The following is a 22238-nucleotide window of genomic DNA, read 5'->3' on the forward strand; positions in this document are numbered from 1 at the left end:
TTATTTTTTGAAGTTTTTTTCAGCATTAAAAACAGGTTTCTTTTTGTAATTTTTTTCATTGTGGAGTATGATAAAGAAAATAGAGGTCGATTTATAGATATAGTTGGAGGCTGGTAAAAGTGAACATAACAATATATGATGTAGCAAGAGAAGCAAATGTATCCATGGCAACAGTTTCAAGGGTTGTGAATGGAAACCCGAATGTAAAACCAACAACAAGAAAAAAAGTATTAGGCGTTATTGAACAGCTTGGCTATCGTCCGAATGCGGTGGCAAGAGGGCTGGCAAGCAAGAAAACCACGACAGTCGGTGCGATCATCCCGGATATTTCCAGCATCTTTTATGCGGAGCTGGCAAGGGGAATTGAAGATATTGCCACCATGTATAAATATAATATCATTTTAAGCAACTCGGATCAGAATAAGAATAAAGAGCTCCAGCTAATTGACAGCATGCTGGAAAAACAGGTGGACGGGCTTATTTTTATGGGGGGACATATCTCGGAGGAGCATGTCCAGCAATTTCAATCCGCACCGGTTCCGGTTGTTTTAGCTGCAACTTACGATGACAATGCTGTAGTGCCGTCTGTAAATATTGATTATGAACAAGCGGCATATGAGGCAACGAAATTTTTAATTGATGGCGGGAATAAACAGCCGGCTTTTATTTGCGGGCAGGATGATGGACATATTAATGAGCTTAAATATAAGGGCTATACTCGTGCTTTAAAGGAACTGAGCGGCTCTGTCAGTGAAAGTTATATCATTCGGGGAGATTATTCCTATGATTCCGGTGCTGAAGCAGTACAGCAGCTGCTGGAAATGAATGAAAAACCTACAGCAGTATTTGTTGCCTCGGATGAAATGGCACTCGGTGTCATCCATGGGGCCCAGGATAAAGGATATCGTGTGCCGGAAGACCTGGAAGTAGTCGGATTCGACAATACAAGACTGGCTACCATGGTCCGTCCTACATTATCTACTGTAGTACAGCCTATGTATGATATTGGCGCGGTAGCAATGCGCCTGCTGACCAAATTTATGAACAAAGAAGAAGTGGAGGAGCAAAAAGTAATCCTTCCTCATAGAATTGAAAAAAGACATTCAACAAATTAAATAATATGCCGATATAAGGAGCAGAATTAATTTCATTTTATGCAGACTATTTTTTTCTGCATAAATGCAAATGGCTTTCATCATAAGAATTTATGATAAGCCAAGTTTTCTAAGGAGCGGGATTATGAGAAAACGGGATATATTAACTCCTATCGGCATTACGTTTGGTTTTATAATGATTATGCTTGCAATTGGCTCTAAAGGCGGGTCTGAAGGAGCTGCACAGTTTCTGGATATTTCATCGGTTTTTATTGTTATCGGTGGATTGATTGCTTCCATGTTAATTAATTTTAAAATGGAGCAAATTAAACTGACGAGAAAAGTGATGAATGAGGCATTTCATAAGAATGACCAGCGCCTCCCCGAATTAATTGATTTATTTATTCGGTTATCTGAACGGGCGAGAAGAGAAGGTCTCCTTGCATTGGAAAATGAACTTGAGGAAGTGGATGATCCTTTTATTCGCAAAGGCATTCTGCTTGCTGTTGATGGGATTGAACCCGAAGTTATTCATGACATTATGAATGCGGAAATTACGGCGATGGAAGATCGCCATTACAGAGGAAGAGCCCTGATTGAAAAAGCTGCCGAATATGCTCCGGCCTGGGGGATGATCGGAACATTGGTCGGTCTTGTTATGATGCTGAATAGTCTGGAAGACCCGGCTGCCCTCGGACCGAGCATGGCGGTGGCGTTACTCACCACATTATACGGAACGGTGCTGGCTAATTTGGTTTTTTCTCCAATGGCAAGCAAACTGGAAAGCAAAACGGAAGAAGAAGTCTTTATTAAGCAGGTAATTATAGAAGGGGTTATCGGTGTTCAGTCAGGACAAAATCCAAGAATTTTAGAAGAAAAATTAGGTGCTTTTCTTTCCGGCGAGGTGAAGGAGAAACAGGAAGAGGATGAAAAAACTGTTTTCGTGGAGGAGAGCATACATGAAGCGCAGGGAAATTAAAAAACGGAAAAACAGCGGTGCACCTAAATGGATGGTTACCTATTCAGATATGGTTACGCTTATTTTGGTTTTTTTCATTCTTTTATTTTCCATGTCACAGATTGATCTTGTTAAATTTGAGGCAATCGCCGAGTCTTTTCAAAACAGGATGATTCTGGATTTTTATCCTTCCGCTGTACCTGCTGAAAATCCGACAGAACATACTAGCACTGAAGAACAGGGAAAGAACACAAACGAATTTGAAACACCGACCCAGTTAAGGGATAATACAGACCGCGATGAAACGGAAGAAGTTGATGAAGATAATAAAGATTCATTGAGCAGTTTATTGGAAGAAGTTGAAGCCTATCTGGATGAAAACAACTTAAATAATGTAATAACTGCGAATAGGACCGAACAAGGTGTTGTGCTGGTTTTGCAGGAAAGTATCCTGTTTGATTCAGCAGAAGCGGAGATACTTGATTCGGGAATGCCGTTTTTAGATCGAATTGGCTCCTTGCTGCATGATATCCCGAACAGTGTAAAAGTTGAAGGGCATACGGACAGCAGGCCGATATCCAATTTCAGGTATCCTTCTAATTGGGAATTATCCGGAGCACGGGCCAGCAGCGTGATCCGCTATTTGATCGAAGAAAATGAATTTGATGAATCACGTTTTACTTCAGCAGGATATGCTGATACAAGACCGGCGGCACCAAATGATTCACCACAAAACTGGAGCCGAAACAGACGAGTGGAAATCGTAATCATGGAAGACAGTGAAGAATGAAACAGGGGAATGGTTCTCCTGTTTCATTTTTACTATCTAATGACCAGACGAGCAGTACTCTATGTACACCAAAAGCTGCCTCCGGAAATATCAATTTTGGAATTTGGCAGTATGTGTAAAATTTTTAAGGCTTTTTTTAAAAACCCTAAGGGCGGGAAATGACATCCCACCCAGTTATTTCACCGGTTTCGTATATTTTAATAAATTCAAAAGCAGCTTCTCATTCTTTTCTGTTATTTCCACTTTTCTTGGGATCGTCGGTCTGCTTTCCTCCGGATCATGCCAAAATTTGGGCAATTCCACAGGAGATTTTGGCTGCCATTTTTCAAGCCAGCCGGAAGGAATATCTCCGTATGCCACTTCGCCGGAAGACATCACATTCCAAATTTGTGACCAGGCTCTTGGAACAACCCGCCAAATATCATAACCGCCGCCGCCCAGTGCAATCCATTTGCCGCCACAATACTGATGAGCCAGTTCATGCGACAGGAAAGGGATACGTTCATAAATTTTCATCGATGCAGATAAATGTGTTAATGGATCATAGAAATGGGAATCAGCTCCATTTTGTGTCACGATCACGTCAGGACGGAAAAATTCCGTAATCTCCCTGAAAGCGGCTTCATATACTTGAAGAAAAGATTCGTCCTCAGTAAACGCATCAATCGGCAGATTAAAGGAATAACCATGACCTTCCTTTATCCCGCGTTCATTTACATTACCTGTACCCGGAAAAAGGTATCTTCCTGTTTCATGAATGGAAAATGTACAAACCTCAGGGTCATCGTAAAAGGCCCATTGAACCCCGTCCCCATGATGCGCATCTGTATCCACATACAAGACACGCAAATTGTACTTTTCCCGAATGTATTTAATTGCCACGGCACCATCATTATATATGCAAAACCCTGCAGCTTTTCGTTTAAAGCCGTGGTGCAAACCACCACCAAGATTCAGTGCATGATCACTTTTACCGCCCAAAACAGCATCAACGGCTGTTAAAGTGCCGCCTACCAGGTAACTGGATGCTTCATGCATATTCTCAAATATAGGTGTATCTTCGGTTCCAAGCCCATATTCATACCCATCTGCATCCGTCAGCCGTCCGTCGCTTGCTTTTTTAACTGCCTCAATATAAGAACGGTCATGAAAAAGAGCAAGTTCTTCTTCCGTTGCCATGCGGGGTGCTATAATCTGCTCTTTTGTAAGTTTATTTGTCTCCTCCAATAATTCCTTGGAAAGCACCACCCGCTTTTGATTGAATGGATGGTCTTCATGAAAATGATATTTCAGGAATGCATCGGAAAATACGAATGAAGCATTGCATTTCATAGTTTTGGCTCCGGTATATTATTTGGCCACATTAATTCATACCCCGCTTCTCTCAAGTCTTGAATAATTGGCAACGGATTCATTGTTTGAACGCGGAATACAAGTATTTTATAATCGGGATCTGACTTATAAGGATACACAAGTACTGACACAATATTCGTTTTACGTTTACCAAAAATAGCCGTAACCTCAGGCAAAATACCGGGCCGGTGAGGTACTTTTACTTCAATATGGGAGCTTTGTACATGGGTGCCGGTTAGTTGGATGAGTGTATATAACATATCTTTTTCGGTTACTATACCGACCAATTTATTATCCCGTATCACAGGCAGTGCAGCAATTTCTTCTTCGTAAAAAATACGTGCTATCTCCTCGACGAAATCAAGCGGATGAATTGTAATCACGGGTGAGCTCATAATAGAGCGAAGTTCATATTCCATTTCATGGGAATTAACTTCTTTATCGAATATGGACGGACTGGCATCTCGCACATCACGGTCTGAAACAATGCCAACGATGGAAAAGTCCGCCTCTACAATCGGTATATGTCTGATGCGGTATTTCTGCAGCAATGCAAGTGCTTCTTTTATCGTTGCACTTGGAGGCAAAGTCACTACATCTGTTTTCATAATTTCTTCGACAAGCATTTATAATCCCTCCCGCGTAATTCGATACTGATGTCTCTGTAAAAATCGCAGTTTATCAAATGCTTTGACCGAGGACTCCGGCACATTTTTGCCGATCCGCACCATTAAACAGTTGGCTGGATGGGAAATAATTTCCGGGTCATCTGTAGGGGCAGGAACCAGTCCGCCTGCTGCCATCATTTTTTCCATCATTTTTCGGTAGTCCCAAATGCTTAACGAAGTTCTATCCAGGTCCCAATGCCAGTAATATTCCGTGGAAATGACAATGTAATTTTCCATATAGTCATCCATCATGGAGACTTTTAACAAACCGGAAGCTATGCCTGCTCCCCGGTAATCAGGAATTACCTCGATGGCTCCAAGCATGATCAAGTCTTTCATGTTGAATTCCGACCATCTTTCCATTGGATCGGGATACAGATATGTAACATAGCCGACAATCATATCTTCTGTTCTGGCAATAATTATTCTGCCTTCAGGAAAATCCGCAATGTTTAAAAGTGCCTCAAATTGTTTGTCAGCAGGGCGAAATGCTGTTAATAATTCATGAAAATGATATTTTTTTAATTCCTCTGAAATAAGAGGACCCTCTATGGTAACTGTTTCACCGGAAGCTTCACGTGTTTGCGCATGATAGCTTTTCTTATGCTCCATCCATTTCACCGCCTACAAAAATTTTAATCGCTTACATTGTATTATACAGGATTTTGCTTTGTAATTTTAGTCTTACTTCAATAAAAGTGTAAATAGTTGTCTGGATTAGAAGGATTCGATTTTTTTAATGCTTGCATTTGTAAATAGTAAGTAATACTATTCATGTAAGCTGTTTTTTTAGGAGCGGTTTTATGAAATTAAAGAAAAGCATAAAGTGGTTCTTTATAACTGGCTTAGTAGCGTATTTTTCTTTTATAGCAGTAATGTTTTTAAGTGCTTTTATCAATTTGAATGAGGAAAAAACAGCTATGGTCGAGCAAAGTAATTATATTAAAGAGGATAAACCAATGAAAGAAAATAATAATGACCTTGATATAAAAAAGACAGCCAAAAAAGATACAGAAATGGGAGTAGTAGTTCCTGAATATAGTTCATTTGAAGAATATGTTTCAAAAAGGGTAAAGCATTTTAACGGCGAAACCGGAATGAAAGATAAATATACAACGGAGAATTTCAAATATCAATTAGTTGTGACATCAACTAACTATCTAAAATACTATAATGACGCTGGAGAAGTGCCAGACAAATTACAGCAGTTAGTAGATGATGGGATAAAAGTCACCGATGGATTTGAAAATGCTGATGATCCAGACCAATATTACGATGAACTTAAAAAAATACACAGCCAATTAGAAAAAAGCATAAAATAAAGTTTTTAAACAGGGTGATATGCTCTGTTTTTTTAATTTGCATTAGGAACCAAGCCTGGCAATCGGAAAGAATTTTACACTTTAACAATTGGTAAATTATGGTAAACATGCTGTCACAGTGGTAATTACGCTGGATATTGACTTGACCCCTGTCAGGGATGCAATCGCGGTAGCCGTAGGTGTAGCTCTCGTATTAGGAGCCATTTATTTAATCCACCTAGCTATTTTATATGGTCTTGGTGCAATGGCAGCTGCAGGTGCTTTTGCTATTATTGCGTTGTTGCTTGGTGATATAGACGATATAGATTTTGTGTTTGTGCTGTTTAACAATATCTTTTTTATACCGCTTTATAAGCCCATACTCGTAAGATTTCCATATTAGAGGGACAAGAATTAAACACAAAACAAACCCAAAAACAACAAAATTTATTGAATACCCAGCAACTATTAAAATAAATAAAGCGAATACAAATGATAAAATAATCTGCATCATTCTACCCTTTTTATGGAATTTAGTATTATTTATAGCATGCCTTTGCTGGGCGATTAAATCATTATCAAAGATATTGAACTTAGCAATCAAAGGGAATGCCTCCTTTATTAATTATTTAGTCTAATATTTACAATTTTATCATAAAGACATGGATCAAATGCAGAATTTTTTGCTTGCATCAAGCTTTTCTCGTATGTTGAACTATATGTATGGGAAATCTTTATTGCTTAGTTATCATAAAGTGAATTTTTCATTAAGAATATGTTATTACTAATTGTTCATATTTACCTTACTTTCTTAGTTATTTATGTTACAAAAACACTGTTACAGTGAATGGAGAGTTCGGAATTCACTTCTACCATTTAAAATAACCTAAAACCATTGATGCACCACCTCTTTGGAAAGAAGCTTATTTCCTTGTGGGATTAGTGGAAAACAGTTCAATCAGACCTATATGATTGATTTAGCGGGAGGTTTCTATGTTGTTCAATGCTTCATAGGGTCAATAAGTGTATGAAATGAGAATCACTCTCCTGGGTTTATTATTTCATGCCACCGATGAATGTAAGAAGGTATTTATATTTAAAATCGCAATAACAAAACGCTTGGAGACGGTACCACGCCCAAGCGTTTTGTTATATCCTTAACTATTAACTGTCGTCATTTTCCTCATCTTCTTCATCCGCTTCACTATCCTCGTCATCCTCTTCATCGTCTTCCTCATCATCACCGTTCCCGTTTTCATCCTCATCTTCCTCGGAGTCGTTATCATTTTCACTGTCATTGCCGTTCCCATCACCATCGCCATTTCCATTCTCGTCATCGCTGTCGGAATCTTCATCTGTATCACCAACGATCACTTCACTGGAAGCAGATGATTCCCGGCCAAAATAGTCTACTGCTTTCACATGGTAGACACCATCTGAACTGATGGAATAGTCCGTATCGGTAGTGCTTCCAATCCGGGAAAAGCTTCCGCCGGGCTCACTTGCCCGGAATACCCGGTATCCGACAATGTTTTGACCTGTAGTACGATCCCAGGTTAATGATGTATCAGAGGCAGAAACGGACGGTGCAGACGGAGCACTGCCGGTATCTTCAATGGAGCTGCTTGCCCCTGTATTGGAAGTAGAAACACTTATTTTCTCCCATTTTTCTGTTTCAGTACGTGGATAAAGCTGTGTCAAATCGCTCAATTCATCCCAGCCCATCCGTTCCAGAAAATCAGGGTTAAAGGCAAGGCCATCTCCTTCCACAAATTCACCAGGTGTATCCGGTCCTGCAACAACAGCATTTCCATCCACCATGACGATATTGCCGGAAATCAGGCTGTCATCTGTTTCAGTCGGCACGTATTTAGCATTAAAAAGATCAGACTTAACCAAACCCGCCTGCTCACATAATTCTGATGGAAGCATGCCGGAAATGGCACAATAGCTGCGCTGGACAACACCGTCCGGTCGTGTAAATCTGTCAGAAGGCGCAAGTAAGTCGGGATTAATATCCGTTGCTGCATTGATCAATTCTGCCCAGAGTTTCATGTTCATCTGGCTGTAGGATAAACCTGAGCCAGTTTCGTAAATGGAATAATTCCTGTCATAACCCATCCAGGTCCCAAATGTCACATTTGGATTTGTTGCAATAAACCAACCGTCCCAGTAGTCCTGAGAAGTACCGGTTTTTCCTGCCCAATCCACACCGCCGTATCTCAATTGTGAATTTAGATATTGAGCAGTTCCCTGGCTTATTACACTGCGCATCAGATCAAGCGTTAAATAGTTTGTTTGCGGAGAAAACACATCTACAGCTTCTGTCTCATGTTCATAAATGACATCCCCGTCCTCTGTGGTGATTTTCTCGATCATATATCCGTCAGCAAACTGACCATTGTTTCCCAACGTAGCAAAGGCATTTACATTTTCTTCAACGGTAACTCCGTGATCCATAGCACCGATAGATATAGAACGTATCTCATGATCCATCTTACTGAGCGTAGTAATTCCCATTTTTTCCAGATATTCTTCTGTCGGTCTTTTATCCATAATGTTTAAATAAACCTCTGCTGCCGGAATATTATAGGAATTAGCAAGTGCTGTTCTTGCAGAAACAATGCCATAGTGGCCTCCGCCATAGTTGCCCAGATTTGTCCATCCAGGATAGTTTCTATCATAATCAGCAATTGGCGTTCCCGGCTGCACAGCACCTTCTTCCATTGCGGGTCCATAGTCGAGTAAGGGTTTTATCGTACTGCCGGGTGATCTCACAGCTTTTGTTGCATAATTTAATTCCTCATCCTCACTATGACCGCGTCCGCCGACAAAGCTGATAATTCTCCCTGTATTGTTCTCTATCAGCATGGCAGCAGTCTGAAGAGGATCCGTTGTTTCGTATTCTTCTCCTGTCTCGGCGTCTTCAACGGTAAACGTGCGATCCGGCCCATAATACTGATATTCCTCAGCAACGGTTTGCATGGCGTCATAAATCTCCTTATCAATGGTGGAGTGGATATCATAGCCGCCAACCCGTAAGTCCCTTCTGGCCAACTCATCATATTCCTGATTCAAATCCCCATCTTCCTGTAAGTCTTCTTCCGTATGTCCGTCCTGCTCTGCCAGATGTAATTTCAAAATATCTTTAGCTCTTTCCTGCAGTTCATAGGTCAGATAAGGATATGATTCAACTGGTGATTCTGTTCCCTCTGTAAAATCAGCAGCTATATCATATTCAATCGCTTCATCGTATTCATCCCGGGTAATATAATCAGCATCAAGCATACGGTTTAATACGGATTTCATGCGGTTAATGCCGGGCTGAATCCCATCTTCATCTTTTAATTCCCCTTGATTCGTAAAAGGGGTATAGGCGGACGGACTTTGCGGAAGGCCGGCAAGATAAGCAGCCTGGGCAAGGTTTACTTCATCTGCATCAATGCCAAATATGCCCTGCGCTGCAGTTTGAATTCCTGCAATATTATCTCCGGATGCATTTCTGCCATAAGGAACAATATTTAGATAAGCTTCGAGAATTTCATCCTTTTCAAAGAAACGTTCAAGCCGCAGTGCGAGGAGAATTTCCTTTGCTTTCCGCTCAAAAGAAACTTCATCTGTAAGTATTTGGTTTTTAATTAACTGCTGTGTCAAGGTGCTGCCGCCGGTTCTCGTATCAGAATTCGTTGCTTCCTGCACCATGGCACGTAAAATGGCACTTGGCACGATGCCATCATGTTCGTTGAAATATTCATCCTCGGTAGCGATAACCGCATCGATCAATACCGGAGAAATATCATCCAGTGTTGTTTCCTCTCTGAACAGATCGGCCTGTACATTGCCGATATAAATTTCCCCGGCAAAATATAATTTTGAAGTTTCTTCATAGTTGTAGATGTCATCTGCCATCACTTCATATGGACGAACTGGCTCATCCTTTACAAGGGAAGCAAAGTAGCCTGCGCCGAGTCCTCCGGCAAAAAACATGCCAATAAAGCCAACGATTAGGAAAAACAGAATAACATTCCAGAACACGTCGTATGTAATCCTGGAAGAACGCTGAAGTTTACCTGTTTTCCACAGTTCCTTCACTTTTTGGCTGGATTTATGGTAAAATTGCTTTAAATCCATGTCAAAAACCTCCTATAATTGCTTTTCTATTATAGCATAGATAGGTTTATAGTGTATAAAAATTTTGGCTGGATCTTGCTTTGTTTTTCGAAATATGTTATGAATAGATAAATAAATCTTCCAAACGGAAGCATGAATTCAAAGCTGAGATGGATAATAGTAGTTATGCAAATCCCTGTTTCAGAGAGCTGGCGGCAGGTGAAAGCCAGACATATTTGCAGGCGAATTACGTATCCGGAGCTATCTCGCTGGTGGTTATTTTGAAATTTATGACCGCACGAGACGGTGGAAACATCGTTAACAATCCGAAGTGGCAATGAATTTTGCAACAAGGGTGGTACCGCGTATAACTCGTCCCTTTCTGAGAGGGAGGGGTTTTTTTAATTTTAAGCAGCAATACTAAATTTATTGGAGTGTGAAGAGATTGGATATTTTAGAGGATTTGGAAACAAGAGGCCTGGTTCATCAAATAACAGACAGGGAAGGATTGAAAAAACACTTGGAAGAAAGCCAGGTGACATTATATTGCGGGTTTGACCCGACGGCCGACAGTCTGCATATTGGTCACTTATTGCCGATTACCATGCTTAAACGATTTCAGAAGGCGGGACATAAACCAATTGCACTTGTAGGCGGGGGAACGGGAATGATTGGAGACCCGAGCGGCCGTACCTCAGAAAGAGCGTTGAATGAAAGTAAAGTCGTGCACGGGTTCACGGAAAAAATCCGGGAACAAATCTCGAAGCTGGTTGAATCAGACGAAGATGAAATACCGGTTGCATCGAGAAATAACTATGACTGGCTTTCCAAAATGTCAGTGATTGATTTTCTGCGGGATGCAGGGAAGCATTTCGGCATTAATTACATGCTTGCTAAAGAGTCCGTTTCAGCCAGAATTGAACAGGGGATCACGTACACCGAATTCAGTTACATGATTTTGCAATCCATAGATTTTCTGAAGTTATACGAACAGGAAGACTGTACACTGCAGATCGGCGGCAGCGACCAGTGGGGAAACATTACTGCAGGAATGGAGTACATCCGCCGTTCCAGAGAAAACCTGGATGAAGAAACGAATGTATTTGGGCTTACCGTGCCGCTGATTACGAAAGCGGATGGCACGAAGTTTGGCAAAACAGCCGGCGGAGCAGTGTGGCTAGACCCAGAAAAAACCAGCCCGTATGAATTTTACCAGTTCTGGCTGAATACGGATGATCGTGATGTCATTAAATTTTTGCGTTATTTCACCTTTATTTCCGAAGAAGAAATTCAGGAATTGGAGACCGAAGTGAAAACCCGTCCGGAAAAACGAGCTGCACAAAAACGTCTTGCTGAAGAAATGACAAAGGAAGTCCACAGCGAAGAAGCCCTTAAGCAGGCGAAAAATATTTCTGCTTCCTTGTTCAGCGGTGATTTAAAGTCATTGTCTGCTAGTGAAATTGAACAGGGTTTTAAGGATGTGCCATCCTATGAAACAGGGAAGGAAGAGATCGGTTTAATTGATCTCCTGGTGAACGCTTCCATCTCTTCTTCCAAAAGACAGGCAAGAGAGGATATCTCCAACGGGGCCATTTATATCAATGGAGAACGGGTCCAGGATTTGAAATATACAGTGGATGGAAAAGATCGCCTGGAAGATAAATTTACCATTATTCGGCGAGGGAAAAAGAAATATACACTGATTCGTTATCAATAAGATGTGAACTTAAAAACATACTAAGATTAGTGGGTAAGGTCATCGACGGGTGAACTTTGCCCACTATTTCTTTTTTAAAATATAGTGAGGCCGGGTCAAAATGTGTTAAATTGGCGGACAACTCGTCCTGTCAGCTCCGGAAATATACGTAAACTCCTTGAACATGCATACACATTTACTTTGTGCGATATAGTGCTGCCGGAGGATAGACCTAGGTGAGACCCCGGAAAAAGTCAGATTTTCACTCTAACTTCTGGGGTCAGCACCAGTACGTCAGTAAAAACAACCAAGAGGGGTTAGATTAATGCTTTTTGGTGGGACGAGCATTTACGCGCAGTCCCAGATGTTTTTCGGTGGGGCGAGCATTTACGCACAGCCCCAGATGCCGCACTTGTGCCCGTATTGAAATCTGAGAATATACCGGAGCTGGCCAATAAGCGCAAGTTGTGGGGAAGGTCAGGCTAATTCATTAAAATTCATTTTTCCTCTCTTTTTTGTATATTTTAAACATAGCTTCAAAAAGTGCAGTATTCTTATTCTAGTAAAAAATTAAAATAATCGTTTTCAATTATAGATTGCTTGAAGTATAATTGTTTTAATTAAAGACTGATTTCTAGATGCTAGTAAGGAATTTACTTTATAAGATAAGAAGCCAGTCAATTTAAAAAAGAAAGGAATATGTGAATGCAATACAAAGAACGAAAAAAACCTTATGAATTGGAAGTCTTAGAGTATTTAGATATCCGTATGCGTTTATCCAGCAAGGACAAGCAGTATTACTATGCTCTCAAAAAAGGCTATGAAGGAGAAATATTATTTGATTCATTAACAGAGAAGCTCCAATGCGAATGCTATATATTAAATGACCTGCTGCTGAACTCAAATAACTCTACTTTCCAAATTGATACACTTATTATTACCTCGGAAACCATCCACCTGTTTGAAGTTAAAAATCTTGACGGGGACTATTATTACGATGAGGAATCAGGTAAATTTTATAAAATATCCAAGATACCCCAATCCGAAATTACTAATCCTTTACACCAGTTAGATAGAAAGGAATCTCTCCTTCGAAAGCTGCTCTTCAAACATGGCTGCAATCTCCCGATTAGTCCTTCAGTAGTTTTTATTCATTCTGAGTTTACTTTATATCAAGCACAACTTAACCAACCTATTATTTACCCAAATCAGATCAAACGTTATTTAAACGGGTATTCGGATTATCGTGTGGAAAACCTTATAAATCAATTAATGTTCATAGCTCCATAAATCGGATAATTGTGTGAAATTGTCTATTCTAATTGATCAAATTTTACTGCTTTTCCACAATCGCTCCCATACCCTCAATATCGGGAGAAATTAGCTTATATATGAAAACGGCGAACCAACTCCTCCTTAAACGTTTTATCTGAAAATAAAAGCATCCCCAAAAGGGTAAGCAGTGCATATAGAGTCGTTATTGCACATGGCCATAAAATGGTAGCAATCCCAGTGATATACAATCCAACTGGAAGGAAGCCCAAAACAATCAATGCTACTATAAACCCTACATACTCTTGCCAACGCATTCGTTTCTTCAAGATAATTATCGTGATCAAAAGAGTAGCCGTGATAATCAGAAAAGGAACGACAAAATTTACTGACCAGCGCCTAAACCCTGACAGAACGTCAACCACTATTAGTAAGCCAGATAAACTAATCACCTGACCAAAAATTTTCGCGCCTGTATGAGCCGAGGAATTGATTGTATGGTTGCTGGTAACTAAAAGATACAATACGGTTGCTGCTACATAAAACACCCAAAGGAAGTCAGGAGTGACGAAAATATTTATAAGTAAACATGTACTTACAATGACAATAGATACAAATATCACTAATCTTGAGACAAACGAATTTCCTTTTTTTTGTTTTAAGCTGTGATAATCTGGATACCATTTTACCTCTGTGGTAAAAGTTGGATTAGCTACTTTACGATGACATAAGGGACATGTCAAATGTTCAACCCATACCCCACAATTCATGCAATGATTCACCTAGCCTCCCCCCAGTAATTCGAGTAAACTTCCACATCAAGACCAGTTAAACGAGTAAGCTGACTGAAGAATGATTTAATAATTTCCGTTTCTACAATTGAACGCGCAAAAGTAATAGTCATTTGATCATTAAGGGAACAAACACCACAATTAATCGGACTATTTTTAGTTGGATACAGCACAACTTCCATTCTTTTTATATAACGGTTCATGCAATCAGGTAGTTTAATGTTTCCTAAATTAGAAAGAGTGATTGTTTTTGCCATTTCACCAAAATGCTGAAACCCATACCGCATTGCCTGATATTTTAAGAATAGTGGTACCATTCTTGTTGTTAAACTGTTTTGTAGATGTACATGGCGATTGATCTCAGCCTGTAAAGTTTCTCTTTCTGTCTTACTTCTTAATTGGTTGGATACTGTTTTAATAATATCCTCTAATGTCATTTTATCGGTGACATGCATCCCTACATTGACAACCGCAAAAAAGTTTCTTAACGTTACAGAAGGAAACTGCCGACGTAGATTAGCAGGTAGTGCAATCGTAATATTTTCTTTATATAATCCATATTTCATCGTTTCAGAATAAATGGCATGAATTAGCACAGCAGTAATAAATTCAGTAATAGACGCACCTAGTCGTTTTGCAAAACGATTGACAGCAGAAGCGCTAATTACGCCATGAATAACATTTACTCCTGCAGGGTCAAAAGGTGTTCCTTTAATCTGAAAGGAACGGGGTACTTTATCGTGTAGATGATAGTGGTTAGACTCGTGAAAATACTTTTCAAAACTATCCTCTATTTCATACTTATTTGGGACTTCATCAGGAAATAGTACATCACCGTCAATAACCAACTTTTCTCCCTGTAATGTTAGATATTGATAAATTAATGTTTTCAAAAATTCAACTGCACCAGTCCCGTCTGTGAGAGAATGAAAAATTTCAACAGATATTCTTTGCTTGAAGTATAAGACCCTAAACAAGTACCCATTATTTTCCCTCGGGTTAATTGGATGACAGGGATAGGTTGTTTCCTTCTGAATACTCAACTTTTCTTCATTATCTACCATAAAATCCCAAAATAGCCCTTTACGTACCTTAACAGCTAATGTCGGGAATCGTTTTATTACTGTATCCAATGCCTTCTGTAACAATACCGCATTTACAGGTGCCTTCATTATCATCGAAACACGATACACCGACGAGTTAGAAGCTTTTGTTACTGCGTGAAATACTTTCCCTGCATTATCGATTTTATACCATCTGCTCATTACGTACCTTCTTTCTATTTTAAACACGAGTCGAGTCTCAAAACTCTTGAGTTATGATACTTCAAAAGCGAAAAGTGCTGAATTTAATTCAGCATTTACTTACGCTACCTGTTAGGGACATATTACTTTCTTTTACCTTATCTCATAATGTAATTCGACAAACTGATTGAAGTTTCTCATTCCCTTTAAAGTAAGGTCTATTTGATATTCTCCCTCTCTAAATAAAGGAATTCCTTTTCCGATTATAGTTGGGGCAACTGTTATGATGAGTTCATCTACTAATTTTTCATTTATAAAAGATTGTAGTAATTCTCCTCCACCAACAATCCAAATATTTCTTCCTTCTTGATTTTTAAGGTCATTCGTAAAATTAGCTATATCATCATTAACAAATTTCACATGTTCAGTATCTTCAATAGAAGACCTCGTAAACACATAGCTCTCTTTGTTTTTATATGGGAATTCCTCTATATCTTGTTTCATTACCCAATCGTAAGACCTTTTACCAAGTAAAACCGTATCAACCTTTTCAAAACTCCGAAAAACCGTTATCACCTTCACCTTCGACATTGTATAGCCACTCAAGAGACTCATTTTTTGTAGCAATATATCCGTCTAAACTCGAAGCGATAAATAAAACCAAATTTCGTTTTTTGCTCATTATTTCCTCCCCCTTCTTTATACTCGATTGTAGAATATACGTTCAGCTCTCATAATAATTACGCTTTGATACTAACCTGATTAATTATTTAACAAGCCGAGCGTATCATTTCCTTTGAGAAATTTTTGCTAAACCGCTTTGCGCTTATAAACAAACAGCGCAAAGAGATAAGAAAGAAATATGATGCTCACACACCATAAAATTGCTATCACCGCATTATTTCCAACCGGGGTATCCATAAGAAACGCGCGTATTGTTTCGTTGATCGGTGTCATTGGCTGATTCTCAGCAAACATACGCACCACACTGGGCATAGTCTCTGTTGGCACAAATGCAGAACTGAGATATGGCAAAAACAATACAAAAAAACTGAAAGCTCCTGCACCTTCTGCACTATTTGCAAGCAGACCAAAGACAACCGACAGCCAAGTCATGGCAAGCGTATACAACAACAATATTCCCACAACCAATAGCCATTCCACTGCTGTCGCATTCGTCTGAAAACCCATCAAAAAAGCTACTAACACAACGAGCGTAGTTGTCAGGACATTACGCACTACAGATGCAAACACATGCCCCGTCAAAACCGATGATTTAGCTATAGGCATGGAACGGAAGCGATCAATAATCCCTTTGGTCATATCATTATTTACACTAACCGCAGTAGTCGAAGCCGTATAACCGATGCACAGCAGGGTAATACCAGGCACCACATAGTTTATATATTCCACCGATCCTGTATCGATTGCTCCGCCAAATACATAAACGAATAAAAGCATCATGATGATTGGAAGTACGAGTGTAGTTATAAACGCATCAAAATTTCGTGAAGTATGAACCAAGGAGCGCTTGCTCATCACGACAGTGTCACTCCACTTATATTTCACTTTTGAAGCGAGCTTCATTGGGATTCCTCCTTTTCTTTATTTTTATCAATAATAGTGAGAAAGACGTCTTCCAGTGATGACAACCTTTGTTCAAAAGAAGCAGCAGAAATATCTGACCTTTCGAGAGTGTTTAAAATATGTGTAAGTTCTTTCACATCACCATCGATAGCTATTGCAAGAATCATATCTTTCTCGCTTATTTTTGTATAGTAATCTTCAAGAACTCTATGAGCTTGATGCAGTTCGTCTTCGTTATTAAATCCTAATTCGATAAATTCATGTGGCAAAAGCTTTTTCAATTCTTCGGCTGTTCCTTCTGCGACAATTTTCCCTTCATCAAGAATCGCAATTTGATCTGCTAACTGTTCGGCTTCCTCCAAATATTGCGTAGTCAGAAACACTGTAACCCCTGTCAATGTTAGTTCCTTGATAAATTTCCACATCGCTATCCGACTCTGAGGATCCAAACCAGTAGTAGGTTCATCCAGAAATATAATAGATGGGTTGCCGACAAGGCCCATCGCTATATCAAGCCTCCTGCGCATGCCACCTGAATAAGTTGCCACGCGCCGATTTGCAGCATCAGTAAGTTGGAAACGTTCAAGCAACTCATCAGCTTTTGAGTTCTCATCCAGAAGATGATACAGCTTTCCAATCAAACGCAGATTTTCCCTCCCTGTCATAAGCTCATCTACTGCTGCATATTGGCCTGTTAGGCTGATTTCTCCACGTACATCATCTGCTTGATCAACAATGTCAAAATTAGAAATTTGCACTTTTCCACTGTCAGGTTTGAGTAATGTGGCAAGGATTCTAACGGTTGTTGTCTTACCAGCCCCATTTGAACCAAGTAAAGCAAATACGGATCCTCGTTTCACCCTGAAGTTTATCCCTTTTAACACATCATGATCTTTATATCTCTTCTTTACATTTTCAACTGTAATAACTGTTTCGTCCAAAAGTACACACTCCTTTTTAAAACATAAACACAATAAACTATTTTGGTTTTTCTAGTTTACATAAAAAAAGAGGCTAATAATTCAACCTCTGTTTTTTTCAGTTGAAAGGATTCCAAATAGAATAATATCAGCTATTTGAGAAACAGCATCGGTCAACGAGATATTGTTTTTTATATAGAATTCCTGGTCATGAACAGATTGGACCGCTTCCATCGTCATTTTTACGATTAGCTTCTCATCTAAATTGGCAATGATCCCTTCCTGAATTCCCTGGTGAATTAAAACACGAAGTTCCTCCCAATCATTATCAAATATTTCTGCAAACTTTTCCCACTGATCAGGATAGAAACGTTTTATTTGCTCAAAAATATTTTTATCGTAAAGAACCCTATGACTTGGTACAGCAGTGATTACTCCTTTTATTTTCTGTGGGGTGGATAATTCCGTATCTTGTAAAATCCTTTGTGTTTTATCATCTACTTCAGCAAATGTCTCGTCAATCAATACCTCTAAAATTTCTGCCTTAGATGAAAAATTCTCATACAATGTACGTTTACTAATCCCGATACGACGGACAAGATCATCCATTGTAAATTTCATCCCTTTAATTTCCATTTCCTTTACAAATCCTTCAATAATCCGATTTTTTATTGTAGCCACCTCGCAATCCAAAAACTAAAAAAACCTTTATAGTTTTTTGGTTACAAATTTATTGTACTATGATTACTGTATATTAGCAAGGGGCAATTTATTTTATTGCGGGATGTAATGACTTTGACAACTCTGCTGATGGAACGAGCAGGAACAAAAGGTTCGTTGTTGCGAAATTTATACAAGGATTTTTTATTGGAATGTTTAGATATCGTTGACGATACAAGGGTTGAAAAGGTGTATCGGATTTACACGGAGGTTGCATTATTACGGAGGGAAGTTTCCATTTCAATTGATCAGGCAGGAAAAAATGAGACTGAAAAGTTATTGAAGCCTCCCACTTATTGATGCAAATCTCCCAACAAGAAAAACAGGCAGCAATGGAACTGCTGATTCATCTTTGAAGAGGAAACCTATAGACAGACTTTTTCAACACTGACTAAGGTTATAGTGGAGGGTACTTTTGAGTCCTTTTCCACTATTTTCCGATTACCCTTATTGTTTTTGGTATTATTGCTACACATTCATTACGGGGGAGGAAATGTAGGTATATGTTAAAACGAAATTCCCGCCCTGTTACGAAGTGAAAGTCTTTCTAACACCCGAAGGATTTAAAAGGGAATTTTCCTCTTTCTTTACTCATCCATTTGTATAACTGGAGTTATATAGTAATTATTCCAAAATAAAAAAATTACTTGTGTTATATTATGAGTTGTAATTAACTATTTCGCTTATGCGAGTTTTATATGGTCACTGTAAATAGAAGGTATTCGGATGAAGTTCTATTGGAAAAATGTTGTAATATTGATATTTAGCTTTACTTATTTGTGAAGGGAGCATTCCTGTTTATAAACTAATTTGGGGTTTGCAAAGAAAAGAGCCCTCTTGGTATAGTACAGAGTATCAACGCGCGTTGATCTCGAATTTAAAAAATACCAAGGAGAGGACTCAAAATGAATTATACCCAAAACAAGAAAATCTCGCAAATTTCACCATCAACATTGATTGTAGGTATCGACATAGCTAAGGACAAACACGTAGCCCGAGCACAAGATGATCGAGGCATTGAATTTGGAAAAAGATTGTTCTTTGAAAATCGCATACATGGATTTGAAAAGTTGCTTGATTGGGCAAAAAAGCATCAACAGGAAAACGATAAAACGCATGTCATTTTCGGTGTTGAACCCACTGGGCACTACTGGTTAAGCCTCGCTTACTTTTTGATAGCCAAGGACTATGACTTTGTTTTAGTTAATCCAATGCACGTCAAAAAGAGTAAAGAGCTTGATGATAATTCACCAACAAAAAACGATACGAAAGATGCCCGCGTGATTGCACAGCTTGTGAAGGATGGTCGATACTCCGTTCCAAATCTCTTAGAAGGCATTTATGCCGAATTGAGAGAAGGCGTCAAATTAAGAGATCAATTATCCAAACAGCTGATTATCATCGAGGGGCGTATCCAAAACAATATACAGCGCTACTTTCCGGAATTTTTGGATGTATTTAAGGACTGGAAAGGAAAGGCAGCCATAAGCACATTGCGTTTGTTTCCATTCCCATCCGATATTAAGGCAATGACTTCGGAGGAAGTGCTTGTGAAATGGAAACAATTTGTCAAAAGTGGTGTTGGCATCAAAAGGGCTACACGACTTGTAGAGGCAGCCAATAAAAGTATTGGGATTGAAATAGGCTTGCGTTTTGCCAAGAAGGAATTACACAGTCTTTTGGATCAATTTGAACTTTATCAACAGCAGCTGGAAGAGCTTGATCAAGAATTAGAAGATTTGGTTCAAGAAATTCCTGGTGCAAAGGAAATGATTGATATCAAAGGCGTTGGGGTTACTACAGTGGCAACCTTTTTCGCAGAAGTTGGGGATATCAATAAATATAGTCATCCCAAGCAACTTGTGAATATGGCTGGATTATCGCTCAGGGAGCATAGCTCCGGCAAATATAAAGGGCAAACAAGGATTGACAAGCGTGGAAGAAAACGATTAAGAAAGTCACTTTATCTGGCCGTTCGTCCATTAGTTTGTCATAAAGCATTGCATGAGTATTACACAACAAGGCCAAATAGGCCGTTAAAAAAGCAACAATCATTAATCGCATTATGTGGAAAGCTATTACGTGTTTTCTTTATCATTGGTCAAAAACAATGTGAATTTGATGGAAGTAAATTATTACAGGGATTACCTGAATTAGAAGCATTGCAGGCTGCTTAAACCATTTAAAACAATTTAGCAATTCTATTAAAATGTACTTGATTTCTGAATACGACAAATACCAATAGTGCAGAGTCGGGGCTTATTTATTCCATTCGGGCATTGACCCAGCAAGGGAGCTTATCCGACCTCCACCTTGTGGATACGCAGGACGAAGGAATGTATGGACATAAATCCCGTGATACATGGGAGGGTGAGCGACCATAAGCTGCGTGGAGATGATACGCACGGTTATACAGAATATTTACCAAATATAACCACTTTGGTCGATAGGATGGACATTTATAAGTAAATAAATGTAATGAAAACCTTATTACACCAGTAAATAACACATTATTCCTAAGTAAACTATTGAAATTTGGAGTAATTCTAAGAAAACAAGAGCATTTCGTAGAAAAACTAACTATATAGAGGGAGGTTGCAAGATGGAATTTAGGGGTTTTCATTGGCGTGAATTAGCGGAGAACTGGGGAATAAGGCAAGAAACCAAAGAAATCACAGATGGGATCTATAATCCTGAATCCGTTATGAAAAAGATTGTAGTCAATGGAAAGAAAGTAATATTTGAAATTGATGACGAAGATGAATTGATTGCAGAAAAAGTTAAAAGATATATATGGGATCATTACGATATAGAAAGTGATACGCTAGATAATCAAATTAAACTAGACATGAAAGACTTTCTTCGAGCATTATGCAAGCATGAATTTCACAATACACAAATGTTTGAAGCCCTTTTAAATATTGAGGAAGATCACACTTTCCTCACCTGGTTTACGCACAATTTGGAAAACATGTGGACGTAAGTTGCAGGGGAGTCGGTATAACCGTATAGATTCCCCTAAACCTTTTCCACTATTAAGTTTAAAATTGGGGTATTCAAATTTTCGTGTGGAAGCTTATTTGTGGAATTAACTGGCTGGAAAAATAAAAAGAATCTGCTAGTCCTTTTTGGTTAATCTCTTCACTCCTTTTTGTATGCTGATAAAAATAACAGAAAGTATACTTGTTTTAAATAAAAAAATAATAGCTGTAAGAACGATTATCGGCATAACATCTTTAAAGGTTAATTTTTCCAATTGCGAAACATCAAAGTCTTGTAGAGATAAGGATAATATAATCAGTGCAGCAATCAATACAAGCCATTTCTTTTTTATAGGATTTGTATTATTCAAAGTGAAACTCCCCTTCGAATTAAATAACTTTAATCTTATTATACTATCTCGGAAGTGTTAGTGAAACAAGTAGGGGGTAATGGAAACATCATTTTCCACACGATAATCCGAATACCCTAAAATTGTTAGACCAATATGTTGATCAAAAAATGATATTCTTTTTCGACATAACTATCCACTTTGTTATTTTATTTTTGAACCTTTGCTTCGATTTCTTTTTCACGAAAATAACGATTCTTTGCTTTTTCTATTATCTGATCAATCTCACCTTTATAATCTTGTATTTCTTTCTTTGAAGTAGCCCCCATTATTGATTTATTAAGTTTATGAACCTGCTCCAATTCATCAGACGTTAAGATGTCCTTTATTCGTTTCTCCACGA

General features: G+C 38.9%; 22 protein-coding genes, 1 pseudogene and 1 other annotated feature. Of the genes and pseudogenes, 10 read left to right on the plus strand and 13 right to left on the minus strand.

Annotated features, from left to right (window positions below):
• Positions 1-119 precede the first annotated feature (119 nt).
• The 3 genes from ccpA (at position 120) to motS (ending at position 2842) form a co-directional block, all read left to right on the plus strand.
• Positions 120-1115 carry a catabolite control protein A gene (ccpA, locus tag GHD25_RS12355; protein WP_164217279.1) on the plus strand — a complete coding sequence of 332 codons (996 nt, stop codon included), beginning with the start codon at positions 120-122 and terminating at the stop codon, positions 1113-1115.
• A gap of 124 nt (positions 1116-1239) precedes the next feature.
• Entirely contained in the window at positions 1240-2073 is an 834-nt protein-coding gene (gene motP / locus GHD25_RS12360) for a flagellar motor protein MotP (protein ID WP_164217282.1), read from the plus strand.
• Positions 2054-2842, plus strand: a complete 789-nt coding sequence (gene motS / locus GHD25_RS12365; RefSeq protein ID WP_164217284.1) for a flagellar motor protein MotS — start codon at positions 2054-2056, stop codon at positions 2840-2842. Before motP ends, motS begins: the two co-directional genes overlap by 20 nt.
• A 174-nt stretch (positions 2843-3016) precedes the next feature.
• Here motS and GHD25_RS12370 read toward each other — a convergent pair whose 3' ends face one another.
• The 3 genes from GHD25_RS12370 to GHD25_RS12380 are packed head-to-tail and all read right to left on the minus strand — an operon-like array spanning position 3017 to position 5475.
• Complete coding sequence (locus GHD25_RS12370; RefSeq protein WP_164217286.1) at positions 3017-4174, minus strand: acetoin utilization protein AcuC; 1158 nt, start codon at positions 4172-4174, stop codon at positions 3017-3019.
• Positions 4171-4821, minus strand: coding sequence for an acetoin utilization AcuB family protein (locus GHD25_RS12375; RefSeq protein ID WP_164217288.1), 651 nt, complete (start codon positions 4819-4821; stop codon positions 4171-4173). Before GHD25_RS12375 ends, GHD25_RS12370 begins: the two co-directional genes overlap by 4 nt.
• Positions 4822-5475: a GNAT family N-acetyltransferase gene (locus GHD25_RS12380; RefSeq protein WP_164217290.1), complete on the minus strand. Its 654-nt coding sequence runs from the start codon at positions 5473-5475 to the stop codon at positions 4822-4824.
• Positions 5476-5666: 191 nt separating this feature from the next.
• Between GHD25_RS12380 and GHD25_RS12385 the strand changes: the two genes are divergently transcribed.
• Both GHD25_RS12385 and GHD25_RS12390 read left to right on the plus strand, forming a co-directional pair.
• Positions 5667-6185 carry a hypothetical protein gene (locus GHD25_RS12385; RefSeq protein WP_164217292.1) on the plus strand — a complete coding sequence of 173 codons (519 nt, stop codon included), beginning with the start codon at positions 5667-5669 and terminating at the stop codon, positions 6183-6185.
• An 88-nt stretch (positions 6186-6273) separates the two neighbouring features.
• A complete protein-coding gene (locus tag GHD25_RS12390) occupies positions 6274-6567 on the plus strand; it encodes a hypothetical protein (RefSeq protein WP_164217294.1) in 294 nt (97 codons plus the stop codon).
• A gap of 761 nt (positions 6568-7328) precedes the next feature.
• Here GHD25_RS12390 and GHD25_RS12395 read toward each other — a convergent pair.
• Positions 7329-10295 (minus strand): transglycosylase domain-containing protein, encoded by a 2967-nt coding sequence (locus GHD25_RS12395; RefSeq protein WP_164217296.1) that lies wholly within the window; start codon positions 10293-10295, stop codon positions 7329-7331.
• A gap of 137 nt (positions 10296-10432) precedes the next feature.
• Positions 10433-10657, plus strand: a binding site (T-box leader).
• Between the two features lie 62 nt (positions 10658-10719).
• Between GHD25_RS12395 and tyrS the strand changes: the two genes are divergently transcribed.
• Together tyrS and GHD25_RS12405 are read left to right on the plus strand one after the other, a co-directional pair.
• Entirely contained in the window at positions 10720-11991 is a 1272-nt protein-coding gene (gene tyrS / locus GHD25_RS12400; RefSeq protein ID WP_164217356.1) for a tyrosine--tRNA ligase, read from the plus strand.
• Between the two features lie 684 nt (positions 11992-12675).
• On the plus strand, positions 12676-13260 hold the full coding sequence (locus tag GHD25_RS12405) for a nuclease-related domain-containing protein (RefSeq protein WP_164217298.1): 585 nt from the start codon (positions 12676-12678) through the stop codon (positions 13258-13260).
• Positions 13261-13355: 95 nt separating this feature from the next.
• Here GHD25_RS12405 and GHD25_RS12410 read toward each other — a convergent pair whose 3' ends face one another.
• From GHD25_RS12410 to GHD25_RS12435, 7 genes are all read right to left on the minus strand, one after another.
• Positions 13356-14024 carry a DUF6320 domain-containing protein gene (locus GHD25_RS12410; protein ID WP_164217300.1) on the minus strand — a complete coding sequence of 223 codons (669 nt, stop codon included), beginning with the start codon at positions 14022-14024 and terminating at the stop codon, positions 13356-13358.
• Positions 14021-15298, minus strand: a complete 1278-nt coding sequence (locus tag GHD25_RS12415; protein WP_164217302.1) for a condensation domain-containing protein — start codon at positions 15296-15298, stop codon at positions 14021-14023. Before GHD25_RS12415 ends, GHD25_RS12410 begins: the two co-directional genes overlap by 4 nt.
• Positions 15299-15430: 132 nt before the next feature.
• Positions 15431-15781 (minus strand): dihydrofolate reductase family protein, encoded by a 351-nt coding sequence (locus tag GHD25_RS12420; RefSeq protein ID WP_462943700.1) that lies wholly within the window; start codon positions 15779-15781, stop codon positions 15431-15433.
• 46 nt (positions 15782-15827) lie between these two features.
• Positions 15828-15959: a hypothetical protein gene (locus GHD25_RS20340; RefSeq protein ID WP_346426789.1), complete on the minus strand. Its 132-nt coding sequence runs from the start codon at positions 15957-15959 to the stop codon at positions 15828-15830.
• Between the two features lie 128 nt (positions 15960-16087).
• Positions 16088-16864, minus strand: coding sequence for an ABC transporter permease (locus GHD25_RS12425; protein WP_164217303.1), 777 nt, complete (start codon positions 16862-16864; stop codon positions 16088-16090).
• Complete coding sequence (locus GHD25_RS12430) at positions 16861-17805, minus strand: ATP-binding cassette domain-containing protein (RefSeq protein ID WP_164217305.1); 945 nt, start codon at positions 17803-17805, stop codon at positions 16861-16863. Before GHD25_RS12430 ends, GHD25_RS12425 begins: the two co-directional genes overlap by 4 nt.
• An 81-nt stretch (positions 17806-17886) precedes the next feature.
• The gene (locus tag GHD25_RS12435) at positions 17887-18465 is read right to left on the minus strand and encodes a TetR/AcrR family transcriptional regulator (protein WP_346426790.1); all 579 of its coding nucleotides are present in this window, start codon (positions 18463-18465) and stop codon (positions 17887-17889) included.
• A gap of 108 nt (positions 18466-18573) precedes the next feature.
• Here GHD25_RS12435 and GHD25_RS12440 point away from each other — a divergent pair, with 108 nt between their 5' ends.
• The 3 genes from GHD25_RS12440 to GHD25_RS12450 all read left to right on the plus strand — a co-directional run bounded on the left by GHD25_RS12440 (position 18574) and on the right by GHD25_RS12450 (position 21487).
• Positions 18574-18804 (plus strand): DUF4872 domain-containing protein, encoded by a 231-nt coding sequence (locus tag GHD25_RS12440; RefSeq protein WP_164217307.1) that lies wholly within the window; start codon positions 18574-18576, stop codon positions 18802-18804.
• 605 nt (positions 18805-19409) lie between these two features.
• Positions 19410-20681, plus strand: coding sequence for an IS110 family RNA-guided transposase (locus GHD25_RS12445; RefSeq protein ID WP_164217309.1), 1272 nt, complete (start codon positions 19410-19412; stop codon positions 20679-20681).
• Positions 20682-21106: 425 nt separating this feature from the next.
• Entirely contained in the window at positions 21107-21487 is a 381-nt protein-coding gene (locus GHD25_RS12450; RefSeq protein ID WP_164217311.1) for a hypothetical protein, read from the plus strand.
• 135 nt (positions 21488-21622) lie between these two features.
• On the opposite strand, the gene GHD25_RS12455 is transcribed toward GHD25_RS12450, so the two are convergent.
• Together GHD25_RS12455 and GHD25_RS19815 are read right to left on the minus strand one after the other, a co-directional pair.
• Positions 21623-21856, minus strand: a complete 234-nt coding sequence (locus GHD25_RS12455; protein ID WP_164217313.1) for a hypothetical protein — start codon at positions 21854-21856, stop codon at positions 21623-21625.
• Positions 21857-22044: 188 nt separating this feature from the next.
• Positions 22045-22238 (minus strand): annotated as a pseudogene (locus GHD25_RS19815) (hypothetical protein); the annotation flags it as partial.

The organism is Virgibacillus aidingensis, assembly GCF_010994035.1.
Taxonomy (GTDB): Bacteria; Bacillota; Bacilli; order Bacillales; family Amphibacillaceae; genus Virgibacillus_N.